The sequence below is a fragment of the Fusicatenibacter saccharivorans genome (assembly GCF_015557635.1).
GTDB lineage: Bacteria > Bacillota > Clostridia > Lachnospirales > Lachnospiraceae > Fusicatenibacter > Fusicatenibacter saccharivorans.
Genome location: NZ_JADNOP010000004.1, coordinates 25,591 through 42,361 on the forward strand (window position 1 = coordinate 25,591; position 16,771 = coordinate 42,361).

Sequence of the window (16,771 nt, forward strand, 5' to 3'; positions counted from 1 at the left end):
GGTATTGAGAAATAAAGAGAAAAAAGGAGATTCAGCGATGATTCGAAAAATTGTTCAGATAGAGGAAGACAGATGTACAGGATGCGGGCTTTGTGCGCATGCCTGTCATGAAAGTGCGATTGCGATGGTTGACGGGAAGGCAAAGCTGATCCGGGATGACTACTGCGACGGATTCGGTGACTGCCTGCCGGTCTGTCCGGCAGATGCGATTTCGTTTGTGGAGCGGGAGGCGCTGCCGTATGATGAGGAGGCGGTAAAAGAGAACCAGCGGAAGGCAAAAGAGGCGGCCGGACAGGAGAATACCGGAGCAGGAAAAGCAGGTGAAAACAGCTGGGCGATTGACCGTGCAGATGCGCAGGAAAATTCTGCAGCAGTTCCGTCCCGGCTCCGCCAGTGGCCGGTGCAGATCAAGCTGGTGCAGGAGCGGGCTTCGATGTTTGCAGGAGCAGACCTTCTCGTTGCGGCGGATTGTACAGCGTATGCGTATGGAAACTTCCACCAGGATTTTATTCGGGATCATGTCGTTCTCGTAGGCTGTACAAAACTTGACGATATCGATTATTCCGAGAAACTTGCGCGGATTTTTATGTGCAATGATATTAAGAGTATCACGGTTGCACGCATGGAGGTTCCGTGCTGCGCAGGAATGGAGCGTGCCGTGAAGATGGCACTGAAAGAGAGTGGAAAGAAGATTCCGGTGAAAACCGTGGTGATTTCTACGAAGGGGGAAATTTTGTAGAAAATCAGATATAGTAATTAGCGTGTGCCCTTAAAAGTATTTTTACAATTGGTACATTCTGCTTTGTGGAATATGTAAGACGAAAAAAATGAAAAGCTCGGTAAGAGGTATTAGAAAAATGAGTATGACGAAGATACAAAAGGAGCTTCTTGGTGCGCTGATCGGTCTGGCCCGGTCGGTAGATGGAAGAGGAGAAGCAGCAAAAGGTGAATCGCAGGAGTTTTCCAGCGGTGACAGCAATGGTCACCGCCCGGACAAAGCCACGCATGAGATTCTGCTTGGCGGAATTTGTGCGGCAAATCCGGAAAAAGAGCTGAGGGAAGAAGAGGGGAAATCCTGGATTGTACGCGTGGAGGCAGAAAAGAACCGTCTGAATCCGGATTGCGCAGTGTGCAAGGGGAAATGCGGCAGAACAGATAACTATGATCTCGAAGAAATGGAGACAGATGAACCGTCGGACCGGGCACGAAAAGAGCAGATTCTTGCGGAATTGTTTCCGATGGCAGAAAAACTGCAGCAGCTTCGGAAAGAAACAAAAGAGCAAAACGAAGAATTGCAGGGGGCGGTTAATTTTTTGTATAAGGCATTGTTTGCGATTGGAAACTATGTCGGGGAAAAGAGTCTGCAGAGTGTGGCGCAGGAGATGAATAACCTTTTTGTTAAATTGGAAAATGTATTAAAATAAGTAGAAAATAAGAAAAATCCTCTGTCCGGAGTGTATAAAAAACCCCGGAAACAGGGGATTTTTTGCGTTCTGCGCCAAGTGCATAAAACGTATTATCGCGTTTTCACAAAGTTTTGCAAAAGCAGACAAAATTGCAGACAGGCGCTTGCAACAGAAAAATGAATAGGTTATAACATTATAACAAGGTGGCAGGAGAACCAATACAAAGAAATGAGATCCTAGTGGCATATAAACAGAAAGAATACAGGGAAAAGATGAAAAGGGACGGAAGCGGGATGGAGAAGAAAAAATATATCCTTCTGGATGTTGGCGGAACGGAAATCAAAGGAAGTGTGTCGGACAGAAATGGAGTAAGAACGAAAATCCGGAAATTTCCAGCACAGGCGCAGAAGAGCACAGAGAAGATTCTGGACAATTTTGCAAAGATCTGCCGGGAACTGATGAGAGAAGCAGACGGAAGTGTTGTCGGAGTTGGGATGGCGATTCCGGGTCCGTTTGATTATGAAAATGGAATCAGCCGGATGCAGGGACTGAATAAGTACGATGCCATTTACGGGATTCCACTGGAAAGAGAAATCAAGGCGCGCGTGCCGGAACTTGGATCAGCACGATTTTTGTTTTTACATGACATTGAAGCATTTGCACTGGGAGAAAGCTGGTACGGAAACTGTCGTGATGTAGATAAAATTCTGTGCGTCTGCATCGGAACCGGCGCCGGGTCGGCTTTTATAGAAAACGGGAAAACGGTGAAAACAGGAAAAGGTGTGCCGGAAAATGGATGGATTTATCAACAGCCGTTTGGAGATTCCATTTTGGACGATTATCTTTCTGTGCGCGGGCTGGAGCAGATTAGCCTGGCTGTGACAGGAAAAGTGTGGAGTGGAAAAGAATTGTATGGTCTGGTAAAAGCGGGAAACATGGAGGCAGAAGAAGTCTGGAGAAGATTTGGAGCAGATGTGGCGGCTGGCCTTCTTCCTGTGCTGGAGGAATATCAGCCGGATCTGCTGCTTCTGGGCGGACAGATTGCAAAAAGTTTTTCCTGGTTTGGAAAAGAACTGGAAAGAGAGTGCGAGAAAAGAAAGATTCGGATTCAGATAGAAACGGAAACATCCGGCCGTGCCATGGAAGGCCTGTTGTCACAGTTTCCTGAAAAAACACAATAGAGCAAAAATATTTTCAGAAACAAAAATACAATGCTATGGAGAGAAAAGAAGAAGGAGAAACTGCAAAAATGGATAGAAATCCGGGAGCACCGCCGCTGTATGCGCAGCTGGAACAGATTCTGAAACAGCAGATCGAATGCGGCACGTACAAAAAAGGAGATTTTCTGCCAACAGAAAAAGAGCTGATGGAAAAGTACGAGCTTTCGCGTGTGACAGTACGCCAGGCGATGACGAATCTGGTACAGAGCGGTTACGCCCGTGCACGGCGCGGCATCGGAACAGATGTTGTCTACGAGAAAGTCGAAGAGCAGATGGAAGGTGTCATCAGCTTCACGGAAGAAATGAAAAAGCATCATATCGAAATGCAGACAACATACTGCAAGATGGAACTGATCAGTCCCGGGGAAACAGTAGCAAGAAGTCTGCAGATTCCATTGACGGAGCCATGTTATTGCCTGAAACGTGTGAGGAATGCTGTGGGAAAACCCATGGTCTATACCATTACGTATCTGAAAAAAATCTGCGAACTGCCAACAGAGCCGGAGCCATACATGGAATCGCTGTATCAGTATCTGTGGGAGGAGCATGGAATCTATATTGAATCCGGCCGGGATACGCTTGAGGCGGCACTTCCATCGGAAGAGGTGCAGAAAGCACTGAAAATTGATGCGCAGATGCCTATTTTTATCCGGACACGGCAGACATTTCGGAAGGGCGGCGAGGTTTTTGAATATTCGATCTGCTATTATCCGGGAAATCGTTATAAGTACACGGTGGAACTGTAAACATATGACATGTAAAAAAACGAAACCGGACAGAAGTGCGAAATCCGCCAGATGCGAAAGCGTTGAAACAAAGATGATAGGTCTGATCGGCGCAGGAAACAACCCAATGGATGGAAGAAAAATTAAGAAAAGGAAAAGAATCTAAATGAATTTAAAAAAGAAATATGGAAACTACGAATTACATCCGCAAATGAAGATCACAGGATACGAAAATGAAATCTGGGATGAAAAAAAGGAGATCATCGAAGAATTAAAACGGGCGGTTCAGGAAAAACAGAAAGAAAAGAAAACCTGTATTCTTTCCTTTGATCTGTACCCGGGTGTACGAAAAGAAGAAATAATGGAACTGGCCAATGCGCTGCAGCCGGACCGGATTTTTGATATCGAAGACTGTGCCAAAGACGAAGAAACGTTGTTAAGAGAATTTAACGATTACATCACCGATGACCGTGTTTTCGGTATCATGTGTCATAAAGCAATAGATACCTGGTTTGAGAGCGAAAAGCTGGAAACCATGAAAAAAGCAATTGAGACAGAATGTATGGAAGAAAAAGATACAAACGGTGGTCTGATCGTGATCGTTGGTACAGCGACAGAGCTTCTGGCCGAAGCAGATGTTCTTGTTTACTGTGATCTGACCCGCTGGGAAGTTCAGCTCCGCTACCGGAGCGGCATGCCAAACTGGCACAGTACCAATTATAATGATCCGATCCTGACGAAATATAAACGGGGATTTTTCATTGAATGGCGTCTGGCGGACCGCTATAAAAAAGAGCGGTATGAAAAATTCACGTATCTTCTGGATACGGAGAAAGAAAATGCACCGGTTCTTACAACGGGAAATGCCTTCCGAGGCGCACTGCAGCAGCTTGCCAGACAGCCATTTCGTATGGAGCCGTATTTCGACCCTGGCGTATGGGGCGGTCAGTGGATGAAGGAAAACTTTGGTCTGGATGCATCGAAGGAAAATTTCGCGTGGAGCTTTGACGGAGTTCCGGAGGAAAACAGCCTGAATCTGGAAATCGGCGGAAAAGTCTTAAAAGTACCGGCACAGGATCTTGTCTTCTATGCGCCGCATGAACTGCTGGGTGAAAGAGTCCACGGCCGGTTCGGCGCAGAATTCCCGATCCGTTTTGACCTGCTGGATACGATGGGCGGTCAGAACCTTTCCCTGCAGGTACATCCGCTGACCGAATATATCTATGAAAAATTCGGCATGCCATATACGCAGGATGAGAGCTACTATCTTCTGGATGCCGATGAAGACGAGGAAACGTATGTATACCTCGGTCTCAAAGAAGGCGTGGATAAAAAAGAGATGGGGCGGGAACTTCGTGCAGCAGAAAAAGGAGAAGAACTTTTCCCAGCTGAAAAATATGTCAACAAAATTCCGGTCAAAAAACACGATCATGTGCTGATCCCGGCAGGAACGGTGCACTGCTCCGGAAAAAACACGATGGTGCTGGAGATCAGTGCGACACCGTATATCTTTACCTTCAAACTATGGGATTGGGGCCGCCTTGGCATGGATGGACTGCCGCGTCCGATCCACCTCGACCACGGTATGAAAAATATTCAGTGGAACCGTGATACCAAATGGGTGTACGACAATATCGTCGGCCAGACCAGAACGATGGAAAAAACAGAAAACTGTGAAGTAGAGCGCACCGGACTGCACAGCCGCGAATTTATCGACACAATCCGCTATACACTTTCCGGGCCGCACACCGTCTCGATGGATGACACGGTTCATGTGATGAATCTCGTGGAGGGACGAAGTGCCCGCATCGAGAGCATGGATGGCAGCTTTGCACCGTTCACGGTACATTACGCAGAAACCGCCATCGTTCCTGCAGCGGTCGGAACATACCGGATTGTACCGGAAGAGGGCGAAATGATTAAAATGCTGGTAGCATCTGTGGGGTAAAGAGAGATAAAAATTTTGAGCAACATAGAACAGGAAAAGGAGAAATTATCATGACACACAAAATCAGAGAAGTCTACATCGTACATCATTCCCACACTGACGTGGGATACACCGATCTGCAGGAGCAGGTTATCTACAATCAGGCAAACAACATCCGCAGGGCGGTCGAACTGATTGAAAATGGAATCAAAAACAACACAACCCAGAAAGATCTGAAATGGAACTGTGAGACATGGTACTGCGTGGAGCAGTTTTTCAAAATGGCAACGGAGGAAGAAAAAGAAAAGTTTTTCGATCTGGTAAAAAAAGGAAACATCGGTCTGTCTGCCAATTATCTGAACTTTAATGATCTTGCCGACTGCAAATATCTGAAAGAAAAAATCCATACGATGCAGGAAATCTGCGGCGAAAAAGGAATCCAGATCAAAACAGCCATGATTGCAGATATTAATGGTATCTCCATGGGACAGCGCGATGCCCTGATCGAAAACGGAGTAGAATTTTTGTATACCAATATCCATACCCATCACGGCATGTATCCGCTGTATCAGAACCAGAAACCGTATTTCTGGGAAAATGAGAACGGACAGCGTCTGCTGGTATGGAATGGTGAGCATTATAACCTGGGAAATGCCCTCGGCATCGTCCTGAATAAAAATGTTAACTTTATGACAGAAAATTACTTCGGCAAAAAGAATGGTGATGTGACAGGACTTCTGGAAAATCTGCACACGAATCTGGCTGCGAGCATAAAGGAATATAAAGAAAACGGTTATCCGTACGATTTCTATATCACCAGTGTTTCCGGCGTTTTTTCGGATAATGCGCCGATCAACCCGGCCATTGCAGATACGGTTGCGCTGTTTAATGAAAAATATGGCGAAGAAGTCACCATGCATATGGTGACGCTTCAGGAATTGTATGACAAGATCCGGGATAAAGTGCAGGATGCACCAGTGTATCGGGGTGCCCTCAATGACTGGTGGGGCAATGGCGTTGGAAGTACACCATATGCGGTAAAACATTACAAAGAAGCCGTACGACTGAACCATATCTGCGACCGACTGGAAGAAAAAACAGGGGTACATAACAAAGAAATGATTCAGGCATATGGCGACAATTCTCTTTTGTATGCAGAGCACACCTGGGGTCATTCTGCTACGGTAACCAATCCGTATGATACCATGGTAACAAATCTGGATATGCGAAAAAGCAGCTATGCTTCCAAGGCACATGAGGCCGCGGCAATGCGTAAAAATGAACAGTGCCATAAACTGGGTGATATCCTGCGGTATTACAATCTGTCCGGCAAAGTGAAAGCGGTCTCCACAAGCCATCAAAAGAGAGTATTTCCGGTAGAATTTTACGTAGAAACTTTAAGTCTTTTTGCAGTTAAAGTAACCGATGACAAAACAAAACAGGAGATGGAGGTGCAGCTGTCTGCTCATCCGCGCGGAGTCCTGATAAGTTTTCTGGCAGAATTTGAGCCGATGGAAGAGAAAACGTTCACGTACGAAGAGCAGCCGGCTCTGTCCCAGACCCTGTTCACCAGAACTGCCTGGGTAGGCGCAGAGCGGGTGCGCGATATTGTGAACACGTACGATCCGGAAAGTTACAAACTGCCTTACGGTCTGGAAAACGATTTCTTTCAGATCAAATGGAAAGTCGGAGAGGGCATTACCTCCTTCTACAATAAAAAAGCAGAGGTTGAAATGTGCAAATCCGGTCTGGAAACGTTCTTCACGCCGGTTTATGAACGCACCGAAATACGGAAGGGTGTTTATGCGGAACGCAGTCTGATCGGAAGAAATATCCGCGGACTTCACGCAGAGCAGTATCAGGGTGACCTTACGGATGTGAAAATTCTGGATCACGGACCGGTGTTTACCAAAGTAGAACTGATCTTTACCCTGGAGGGAACGTATCACAGCAGTGTTGTGATCAAAATGTACCGTCATCTTCCGAAAATTGAGTTTTCTTACCGGGTAGCCAAAACATTAAGCGAGGATATCGAAAGCCTGTACCTTCCGTTATCGTTAAATCTTCCGGATGCGGAAGTGATGATCCAGAACGGAGGTGTTACCATGCGCCCTGGTATTGATCAGCTTCCTGGCACCAATATGGAATACTATATTGCGGATGAAGGGCTCGTTTACCGGACAAAAGATCAGACGATTCTGGTTAATACTTTTGACACACCGTTACTTTACATGGGGGAGATGGAATCCCACCCAATCCTTCTGTGCGATAACAAAGAGGAGAATAATAAACGGCCGGTTTACAGCTGGATTATGAATAACACATGGGAAACAAACTTCAAGATGGACCTGTCCGGATTCAGTGAGTTCCGTTATGGAGTGGAGATTGTGGAGCAGGGAACCGCAGAGAAAGATATGGAAAGCCTGTCAGATAATGACAAGGGTGTGGTTACCTTTATTTGCGGGTAATCATTGTTCCGCGGTTTTACGGCGGTGTCAGGCAATGAGGCCATGGCTGTCTGGCGGTAGTATGAAAAACAGCAGAAGATGAAAAAAGACAGCGGGGAGTATGACAATTAGACGAAAAAGTCAGACTTTCCGCTGCTTTTTCGTTAAAAATGAAAACAGGCGAAAAAGTACTGCGTTAATATTAAGATGTTATGTGACTTAACACAAGAACACAGATTTTCTGTCTAAAAAATCAAAAGAAACAGAAGAATACTCCTCGATCTATACAAATTAGGACTGGAAAATAAGAATTTTAATATACAAAATAACGAAAAGGCTATTGACAATCTTTCTAAAAGATGTTAACATCTAAACACAAGTTAAGAAACAAATAGAGGGGCTGTTGGTAACATGGCAGAGAGAAAATCAGTATCCATGCAGGACCTGGCAGATAAGCTGGGCATCAGTAAAGTAACAGTTTCCAAGGCGCTGAACGGAAAAGACGGCGTGGGAGAAGAACTGAAAGAAAAGATTTTTGCGCTTGCGAGAGAATCCGGTTATGTCCTTCCGGACTACGGAAAACGGAAGAGCAAAAAAGTCGGTATCATCATGAGTCCGCGGTTCAGCTCCGGAGACGAAGGAAAATTTTATATGGCAATGTACGAGCGGATCATCTACGAGCTGCAGAGAGCATCCTGTTCGAGTATCATGATTTCTCCGACAACAGCAACACTCCCGTCGGACATGAACACGATACAGACCAGAGGGCTGTTCGACGGCCTGATCTTTCTTGGTATTCTCGATAAGGGTGTCCGGGAGCAGATTGCACAGATTGATCTCCCGAAGGTGTATGTGGACATCTACGATCGAACCCACAAATCCGATTCCGTCATCACCGAGAATATTTACAGCTCCTATGAGCTGACCAATTACCTGATCCAGCAGGGCCACACAGACATCGGATTTGTCGGAACCGTAGGAAGTACAACCAGTATTTCCGACCGATATCTCGGATATCTGCGGAGAATGCTGGAGGAGGGAATTTCCCCGAAAAATGAGTGGAGAATCCCGGACCGAAGCGAGGAAGGCATTGCCATTCCGCTTTTGCTACCGGAGAAGCTGCCCACCGCATTTGTCTGTAACTGCGATGCCACCGCATTCAAATTAGTGCAGGCATTAAAAGAGCGTGGAATCTGCGTACCGGAGGATGTTTCCGTGACCGGTTTTGATGATTCCATTTATGCACAACTGTGCAGTCCGTCGCTCACCACGGTTGCGGTTGACACCGACGCGATTGCACGTCTTGCGGCAAAACGTATGATCAAACATATGAATGAACCGCAGAAAAAGAGCGGCGAGGTATACCGCATTCCCGGAAAGATTATTTACCGGGATTCCGTTTGTAAGATAAACGGATCAAGTGATAAGCCCGAGCAATCGGGAGAAGGAGGAAAAAATCTTGAGTAAACCAAGCAAAAAGAAAAAAGGACGCTGGACCAAGAATGACACGGAGCTGACCGTCATGGCGCTGCCGACCACCATCTGGTATATTCTGTTCTGCTTCCTGCCTATGTTCGGTCTGATCATTGCGTTCAAGAATTACAAAATCACCGGCGGAAAGAGTTTCATTTATAACCTGCTCCACAGTGACTGGGCCGGCTTCAAAAACTTTTCGTTCCTGATCAGATCCAACGACCTGTTCGTCATCCTGAGAAACACAATCCTGTATAACCTTGCATTTATCGTTCTTGGTATGGTATTTTCCGTAGGACTGGCTATCATGATCAGCCTGCTGCACAACAAAAGAGCGTCGAAGGTATATCAGACGATGATGTTCTTCCCATATTTCATGTCATGGGTTGTAGCTTCCTACTTCCTGGATGCATTCCTGAACCAGGACAACGGTCTGATCAACAGTATAATGAGAAATGCAGGCAAGGAACCGATTCAGTGGTACATGAGTGCCGGTGTATGGCCATTTATCCTGATCTTCATGTATCTGTGGAAATCTACCGGATACAACATGGTTATCTACCTGTCCAGCATTTCCGGTATTGATACCACACTGTACGAGGCAGCCGTTATGGACGGCGCCAATAAGAGACAGCAGGTATGGCACATTACCCTGCCTTGCTTAAAGAGTGTCATCATCATGATGTTCATCCTGAATGTCGGAAAGGTCTTCTACTCCGACTTCGGACTGTTCTTCCAGCTTTCTCAGGGAGCAAGCGGTTCGATCTTCAAAACGACAGCAACTATCGACACATATGTATACAACGCACTGCAGTCTTCCACTCCGATCGGAATGACTTCTGCGGCAACATTCTTCCAGTCTGTTGCATGCTGCATCACCATCCTTCTTGCCAATGCCATTGTGAAGAAGATTGATGAAGACAGCGCGATTATTTAAGGAGGTACAAAAATGGCAAAAAAGAAAAAAGATCTTGATCTGGCTTCCTCTTCACATTTAAATCAGATCCAGGGATCTACAAATGCAATTTTCAATGTTATTTTTGTGATCCTTGCCCTGGCCTGCATTATCCCGGTGGTATTCATCTTCATGATCTCGATTTCTTCCGAGCATTCGATCAAGATGAATGGCTACCAGTTTATCCCGAGTGCATACTCGCTGGATTCCTACAAATTCCTTCTTCGGGAAGGACAGATGATTGTGACTGCACTTGGCGTTTCCGTTGCGGTAACGGTTATCGGTACGGTAATCGGAGTTGCCCTTACGATGCTGATGGGTTACGTTCTTTCCAGAAGCACCTACAAACTGAACGGATTCTTCACCATGGTCGTTTTTATTCCAATGATCTTCAATGGTGGTATGATTTCTTCTTATGTAGTTAACACACAGTTCCTCAACCTGAAAAACAGTATCTGGGCGCTGATCCTTCCGCTTTGTGTTTCTTCGTTCAACGTTGTTATCTGTAAAACGTTCTTCAAGACCAACATTCCGGAATCCATCATTGAGTCGGCACAGATCGACGGAGCAACCCAGTTCCAGATTTTCGGAAAGATCGCCCTGCCGCTGTCGAAACCGCTGATGGCAACGATCGCCCTGTTCCTCACCTTCGGTTACTGGAACGACTGGTTCCAGTCTTCCCTGTACATCAGCGATACCAAGCTGTATTCCCTGCAGGCTCTGCTGGATCACGTACAGAGAAATATTGAGATGATGGCAAACAACCCGTCTCTTGGCGTTACCACGGCACAGTACATGAACTCGATGCCAAAAGAGGGCGCCCGTATGGCGATGGCAATCATCATCATCATCCCGATCGCATGCTGCTATCCGTTCTTCCAGAAATACTTCATTTCCGGTCTGACGGTCGGTGCGGTAAAAGGCTGATCGACCATTTACCTTTATGGATCTCATACTGAAGCAAAAGGCTTCGGTTAAGGATAATTTCAACATTCTATATTTTATATCAGGAGGATGCTACAATGAAAAAGAAACAGTTTTTAGCTCTTGCACTTTCTGCTGTTATGGCCGGTGGCATGCTGGCAGGCTGCGGAAGCAGCAACGGAAGCAGCAGCTCTTCAAAGAGTGATGCAAAAGATGAAGTTGTTACACTGAAATGGATTCAGGTTGGTAACGGAATGCCGAAGGATTATGATGAGTGGCTTGCACAGATCAACCCATATCTGGAGGAGAAAATCGGCGTTAATGTAGACATGGAAATCGTTCCGTGGGGTGACTGGGATAACAGAAGAAGCGTTATCACAAACTCCGGCGAGTATTTCGATATCCTGTTCACCGACCAGAACCGTTACTCTTCTGAGGTGAACACCGGCGCACTGATGGACATTACAGATCTGCTCAAAGACAACGCTTCCGAGCTGTATGACATGATTCCGGAAGATTACTGGAAAGCAGTAGAAGTAAATGGAAAAATCTACGGCGTACCGACCTACAAAGACAGCTCCCTTTCCGAGTACTTTGTATGGGATCAGGATATTGCAGACAAATATAACATTGATGTAAATTCTGTAACAGATTTCAATACTCTGTACGATGCTCTGAAGACAGTAAAAGAGGGCGAAGGCGGATCTCCGTACTTCATGTCCAAAAATGGTGCAAACTTCCTGCTGAACCTGAACTACGATGATTTAAGCTCCGGACTTCCGGCAATCGGCGTTAAATACGGCGATGACAGCAAGACCGTTGTCAATCCGCTGGATGACGAAGAAATCCTTTCCAACCTGGATATCGTTCGTAAAATGTATCAGGAGGGCATCATCAACGGAGACGCTCCGACAGCAGATGATTCCAGCAAATACGCAATGTTCTTTGTTGCACAGGGATGGAGCGGCGCTGCAAAAACAACATGGGGTCCGAACAATGGTATCGCCAATTGTTCAGCAGTACAGTATGGCAACACAGTCGTTTCCAACACAACTGTACGTGGTTCCATCAATGGTATTTACTCCGGATGCAAGCACCCGGACAAAGCACTTCAGCTTCTGAACCTGGTAAATACGGATTCCAAAGTACGTGACTGGTTCTACTATGGAGCAGAAGGAAAAGACTTCGAGTACACCGATGACAATAAGGTACACCGCCTGACCACTGACTGGGGTATGGCCGGATATACCCAGGGTACTTTCTTCAACGTAACTCAGACAGACGATGTTGACTTCAACCAGTGGGATGAAGTAGAAGAGCTGAACGAGAAAGCAACTCCGTCTGAGATGCTTGGATTCAACCTGGATACCTCCAACATCGAAACAGAGCTTGCAAACTGCCGTGCCGTATATGAAAAATACTATTCTGAGTTATTCACCGGCGCACAGGATCCAAGAGAGCTTGTAAAAACCATCGATGCTGAGCTTGAGACAGCAGGCTGGGAGACCATCCGCGAGGAAGCTCAGAAACAGATTGACGCACAGAAATAAGTTTGATACATTAACTTTATAAGAACTACAACAGGGCATTTTCGATTACGGAGATGCCCTGTTGCAGGATAACGGGAAATGAAAAAATTGAGCGAAAGGATGAAAAAAGAATGAAAGAGACATTACCAAAGTCCGTTCAGGAGCTGATTTTAAGCCTGAGAGAAAAACTGAAAGACGAGCCGGAAATCGTTGATATGTTTGAGCGATGCTACTCCAATACCCTCGACACAACCGTAAAGAAAATGGAGGACGGCAGCACCTACGTCATCACCGGAGATATCCCGGCAATGTGGCTGCGTGACTCGGTAGCACAGCTGCGCCCGTACCTTGTTCCGGCGCAGAACGACCCGGAGCTGGCTGACCTGATCGCAGGCCTCATCCGCCGCCAGTTTATGTGCATCAACATCGATCCATACGCAAACGCATTCAACGAAGGACCGAACGGCAACTGCTGGGAGAAGGACGAGACCGATATGGGACCGTGGATCTGGGAGAGAAAGTATGAGATCGATTCTCTCTGCTATCCGCTGCAGTTCTCCTATCTGTTCTGGAAGAACACCGGAAGAACGGATCAGTTTGACGAGGTTTTCTGGGAAGGTGTTGACAAAATCCTGACTGTATTTGAGACTGAAATGAACCACGAGGAGAAATCCCCGTACAGCTTCATCCGTAAAAACTGCTCCTACACCGATACGCTTTCCCGCGATGGAAAAGGTGCGCAGGTAAAATCCGGCATCGGCCTGATCTGGTCCGGCTTCCGTCCAAGCGATGATTCCTGCCGTTACGGTTATCTGATTCCGTCCAACATGTTTGCGGTTGTCGTTCTGAATTATCTGAAGGAGATCGCAGATTTCGTCGGCGGAAAAGAGGAAATTGCGAAGAAAGCAGAAGAGATGGCAAAGACCGTAAAACAGGCCATTGAGACTTACGGTACCACCCATATCTGGGGACTTGGCGATGTTTATGCTTACGAGGTAGACGGCTTTGGCCAGTATAATCTGATGGACGATGCCAATGTACCGAGTCTTCTGGCTATGAGCTATCTCGGCTACGAGCCGGAAAGCCAGGAAGTGGCTGACAACACAAGAAAGCTGATCTTAAGCGAGGCAAACCCGTTCTATTATGCAGGAACGAAGCTTTCCGGTATCGGAAGCCCGCACACACCGGTTCGCTACGTATGGCACATCTCCAAAGCCATCGAGGGACTGACCGCACCGACAAAGGAGGAGAAACATCAGATGATCCACGAACTGATGGCAACCGACGGGGGTACAGGACTGATGCACGAGGGTGTTTTCGTAGATGATCCGACCGTTTACACCAGAGAGTGGTTCTCCTGGGCGAATGCGATGTTCTGCGAGCTGGTGATGCAGTATTGCGGGTATGAGATTAAGAAATAAACAAAAAGAAAAACGAAAAAGATAGAAAAGAGGAGGCTGTGGTCGCTGCACAGCCTCCTCTTTTCGTCTACACCAAAGAAAACTGTCAGTAACAGTTTCCCTGAAAGGAGGGACAGCAGTGGGGAGAATACTGCTGTCCCAGGGGAACATGGGATTTTCATTTTGATTCATTTCTCTGCACACGGGGTATTATACACAGTTTTTTTGTGATATGTAAAAGATATAATTGATATGAAAGATATAATAAATTGGCATGACGAAGAAATGTAAAAGAATCTGAGCATCAGAAAATCTTAGGAAATTTATTGGGATTTCTTTGGAAAAGAAGAAGCGGAATCCTAAGAATGTTTTGGTAGAATCCTCTTATCAAGTGAAGATGAGAGAGGAAAGAACATGACCTGGAAAAACGAGAAAAAATCAAAAGCATTACTTGTGGTATTCGGCATTTACCTGGCGCTGCTTGCCTGGTGCATTTTATTCAAATTCGCCTTGCGCCCGGAAGAAATTCCGCACCTGCGGGGGATTAATCTGATTCCATATGCGGCGTCGGTTGTGGTGAACGGGAAAGTGCAGATTAGTGAAATTATCGAAAATATGCTGGTCTTTCTGCCGTTCGGCCTCTGCATCTCAGCCTTCTATCCGGACAGCGAAATCCAGAACCGCATTCTCCTTGCATCGGGACTGAGCCTGTTTTTTGAGGTGACGCAGTATATTTTTGCGATCGGCGCGAGTGATATTACGGATGTGATCGATAATACGCTTGGCGCGGTGATCGGAATTCTATTGTATCTGGGGATGAAAAAAATCTGGAAAGAGAAGACGGGAAAGATCATTACCATTCTGGGAGCGGTGCTGGAAGTGCTGTTTCTGGCGTTATTGTTTTTTACGTTTGCGGCGAATAGGATGTTTTAAGATTGGAATTCAGGAAAGGATAGTGTATAATCGAGAAAAGGACAAATTCCGAAAGCAGGTGTGATGGATGGAAAAAGTAATCAGTATAGGAAAACAGAATTTTGCATCCTTAAGGGAAAACCATTATTTCTTTGTGGATAAATCTCACTTCATCAAGGACTGGTGGGAAAACGGAGATGAAATCACCTTGATCACCCGCCCCCGCCGCTTTGGCAAGACACTGAATATGAGTATGCTGGACTGCTTTTTCTCTAATAAATATGCCGCCCGGGGCGATCTGTTTGAAGGACTTGGCGTTTGGAAAGAAGAAAAATATCGGGAACTGCAGGGAAAGTATCCGGTGATCTTTTTGAGTTTTGCAGCCGTGAAAGCAGATCAGCTTTCGGAAGCAAAAATTCAGATCAAACAGCAGATTGCGAGAGTGTATGAAGAAAACCGTTATCTTCTGGATGGGGATCTGCTGAGCGGAAATGAGAAGAAAGCATACAACGAGGTCAATCTGCATATGGGTGATGCGGAGGCCGCAGCGGCACTCAATAATATGAGTATGTATCTGGCGCGGTATTACGGCAGAAGAGTGATTATTCTGTTGGATGAGTACGACACGCCGATGCAGGAAGCGTATGTCCATGGCTACTGGGCGGAATTTACAACGTTTGTGCGGAGTCTGTTTAATGCGACGTTTAAAACGAATCCTTATCTGGAACGTGCGATGATGACCGGAATCACGAGGGTTTCGAAAGAAAGTATTTTTTCTGACTTAAATAATCTGCGTGTGGTGACGACGACATCGGATCTGTATGCGGACTGTTTTGGATTTACCGAAAAGGAAGTTTTTGCATCTCTGGACGAGTTCGGAATGGGAGACAAAAAGGATGTTGTGAAGCAGTGGTATGATGGATTTATCTTCGGCGGACACCGCGATATCTACAATCCATGGTCGATTACCAATTATTTAAAAGAAAAGAAATTGCGCCCGTACTGGGCAGATACGAGTTCGAACGGTCTGGTGGGAAAGCTGATCCGCACCGCCTCGCCGGAAATCAAAGAGTATATGGAAGATCTACTGAACGGACAGGCAGTCACGGTGAACTTTGATGAGCAGATGGTGTTTGAACAGCTGGATTACAATGAAAATGTAATCTGGAGTCTGCTGCTCGCGAGCGGTTATCTGAAAGCGGAAGAGGTGGAGTATCGCGGAATTACTTTGAAGCCGTGGTATCAGCTCCGTATCACCAATCTGGAAACGGTGAGCATGTTTGATGATATGTTCAGCGGATGGTTTGAAGCATCGGAAGCTGGGTACAGCAGCTTTGTGAAAGCACTGATGCAGGGCGATCTGGAAGCGATGAATTATTATATGAATAAAGTGTCCCTTGCGACCTTCAGCCATTTTGATGTCGGCGGGGAAACAAATGAAAGCCTGGAGCCGGAACGATTCTATCATGGCTTCGTCCTGGGACTGATGGCAGAACGCGCAGAGTGTTATCAGATCCGGTCGAATCGGGAAAGTGGATTTGGACGGTATGATGTGATGATGATTCCGAAGAATAGAGAAAAAGATCCGGCGATTATTATTGAATTTAAAGTCTGCAGCCGGGTAAAAAAGGAGACACTGGAAGATGCGGTGCAGGAGGCTTTAAAACAGATCGTGGATAAAAAATACGACGCAGAACTGGTGGCCCTTGGCGTGCCGCAGGAAAGGATCCGGCATTATGGGTTTGCATTTGCGGGGAAGAATGTGTTGATTGGAGCAGAATGAGAGAAACGGGTGATGAAGGTCATCCGTTTCTTTTGGCGTAAAATGGTATTCCTATTGACTCACTATGATA

13 protein-coding genes are annotated in these 16,771 nt (G+C 46.2%); all 13 read left to right on the top strand.

Annotated features, from left to right (window positions below):
* The first annotated feature begins 37 nt into the window (after nucleotides 1-37).
* On the top strand, nucleotides 38-739 hold the full coding sequence (locus tag I2G42_RS04445; RefSeq protein ID WP_055219072.1) for an ATP-binding protein: 702 nt from the start codon (nucleotides 38-40) through the stop codon (nucleotides 737-739).
* Nucleotides 740-857: 118 nt separating this feature from the next.
* The gene (locus tag I2G42_RS04450) at nucleotides 858-1,424 is read left to right on the top strand and encodes a hypothetical protein (RefSeq protein ID WP_055219074.1); all 567 of its coding nucleotides are present in this window, start codon (nucleotides 858-860) and stop codon (nucleotides 1,422-1,424) included.
* A 275-nt stretch (nucleotides 1,425-1,699) separates the two neighbouring features.
* Nucleotides 1,700-2,587, top strand: coding sequence for an ROK family protein (locus I2G42_RS04455; protein ID WP_055226882.1), 888 nt, complete (start codon nucleotides 1,700-1,702; stop codon nucleotides 2,585-2,587).
* A gap of 68 nt (nucleotides 2,588-2,655) precedes the next feature.
* Entirely contained in the window at nucleotides 2,656-3,372 is a 717-nt protein-coding gene (locus tag I2G42_RS04460; protein WP_055219308.1) for a GntR family transcriptional regulator, read from the top strand.
* 145 nt (nucleotides 3,373-3,517) lie between these two features.
* Nucleotides 3,518-5,299, top strand: coding sequence for a class I mannose-6-phosphate isomerase (locus I2G42_RS04465; RefSeq protein ID WP_055226582.1), 1,782 nt, complete (start codon nucleotides 3,518-3,520; stop codon nucleotides 5,297-5,299).
* A gap of 50 nt (nucleotides 5,300-5,349) precedes the next feature.
* Nucleotides 5,350-7,746: a glycoside hydrolase family 38 N-terminal domain-containing protein gene (locus I2G42_RS04470; protein ID WP_055226584.1), complete on the top strand. Its 2,397-nt coding sequence runs from the start codon at nucleotides 5,350-5,352 to the stop codon at nucleotides 7,744-7,746.
* Between the two features lie 390 nt (nucleotides 7,747-8,136).
* The gene (locus I2G42_RS04475) at nucleotides 8,137-9,192 is read left to right on the top strand and encodes a LacI family DNA-binding transcriptional regulator (RefSeq protein WP_117761903.1); all 1,056 of its coding nucleotides are present in this window, start codon (nucleotides 8,137-8,139) and stop codon (nucleotides 9,190-9,192) included.
* A 55-nt stretch (nucleotides 9,193-9,247) separates the two neighbouring features.
* A complete protein-coding gene (locus I2G42_RS04480) occupies nucleotides 9,248-10,135 on the top strand; it encodes an ABC transporter permease (RefSeq protein ID WP_055265684.1) in 888 nt (295 codons plus the stop codon).
* 12 nt (nucleotides 10,136-10,147) lie between these two features.
* Entirely contained in the window at nucleotides 10,148-11,080 is a 933-nt protein-coding gene (locus I2G42_RS04485) for a carbohydrate ABC transporter permease (RefSeq protein WP_055265506.1), read from the top strand.
* A gap of 95 nt (nucleotides 11,081-11,175) precedes the next feature.
* A complete protein-coding gene (locus I2G42_RS04490) occupies nucleotides 11,176-12,627 on the top strand; it encodes an ABC transporter substrate-binding protein (protein ID WP_117509974.1) in 1,452 nt (483 codons plus the stop codon).
* Nucleotides 12,628-12,737: 110 nt separating this feature from the next.
* The gene (locus tag I2G42_RS04495) at nucleotides 12,738-14,027 is read left to right on the top strand and encodes a glycoside hydrolase family 125 protein (RefSeq protein WP_118719958.1); all 1,290 of its coding nucleotides are present in this window, start codon (nucleotides 12,738-12,740) and stop codon (nucleotides 14,025-14,027) included.
* Nucleotides 14,028-14,420: 393 nt separating this feature from the next.
* A complete protein-coding gene (locus I2G42_RS04500; protein ID WP_117509973.1) occupies nucleotides 14,421-14,939 on the top strand; it encodes a VanZ family protein in 519 nt (172 codons plus the stop codon).
* A 67-nt stretch (nucleotides 14,940-15,006) separates the two neighbouring features.
* Nucleotides 15,007-16,701 carry an AAA family ATPase gene (locus I2G42_RS04505; RefSeq protein ID WP_195530778.1) on the top strand — a complete coding sequence of 565 codons (1,695 nt, stop codon included), beginning with the start codon at nucleotides 15,007-15,009 and terminating at the stop codon, nucleotides 16,699-16,701.
* Nucleotides 16,702-16,771 lie beyond the last annotated feature (70 nt).

Bases quoted from the DNA above. Each gene is read 5' to 3' on its own strand.
- I2G42_RS04465 (WP_055226582.1), top strand. From the start codon at position 3,518: ATGAATTTAAAAAAGAAATATGGAAACTACGAATTACATCCGCAAATG.
- I2G42_RS04445 (WP_055219072.1), top strand. From the start codon at position 38: ATGATTCGAAAAATTGTTCAGATAGAGGAAGACAGATGTACAGGATGC.
- I2G42_RS04485 (WP_055265506.1), top strand. From the start codon at position 10,148: ATGGCAAAAAAGAAAAAAGATCTTGATCTGGCTTCCTCTTCACATTTA.
- I2G42_RS04455 (WP_055226882.1), top strand. From the start codon at position 1,700: ATGGAGAAGAAAAAATATATCCTTCTGGATGTTGGCGGAACGGAAATC.
- I2G42_RS04495 (WP_118719958.1), top strand. From the start codon at position 12,738: ATGAAAGAGACATTACCAAAGTCCGTTCAGGAGCTGATTTTAAGCCTG.
- I2G42_RS04475 (WP_117761903.1), top strand. From the start codon at position 8,137: ATGGCAGAGAGAAAATCAGTATCCATGCAGGACCTGGCAGATAAGCTG.
- I2G42_RS04505 (WP_195530778.1), top strand. From the start codon at position 15,007: ATGGAAAAAGTAATCAGTATAGGAAAACAGAATTTTGCATCCTTAAGG.
- I2G42_RS04470 (WP_055226584.1), top strand. From the start codon at position 5,350: ATGACACACAAAATCAGAGAAGTCTACATCGTACATCATTCCCACACT.
- I2G42_RS04490 (WP_117509974.1), top strand. From the start codon at position 11,176: ATGAAAAAGAAACAGTTTTTAGCTCTTGCACTTTCTGCTGTTATGGCC.
- I2G42_RS04460 (WP_055219308.1), top strand. From the start codon at position 2,656: ATGGATAGAAATCCGGGAGCACCGCCGCTGTATGCGCAGCTGGAACAG.
- I2G42_RS04480 (WP_055265684.1), top strand. From the start codon at position 9,248: ATGGCGCTGCCGACCACCATCTGGTATATTCTGTTCTGCTTCCTGCCT.
- I2G42_RS04450 (WP_055219074.1), top strand. From the start codon at position 858: ATGAGTATGACGAAGATACAAAAGGAGCTTCTTGGTGCGCTGATCGGT.
- I2G42_RS04500 (WP_117509973.1), top strand. From the start codon at position 14,421: ATGACCTGGAAAAACGAGAAAAAATCAAAAGCATTACTTGTGGTATTC.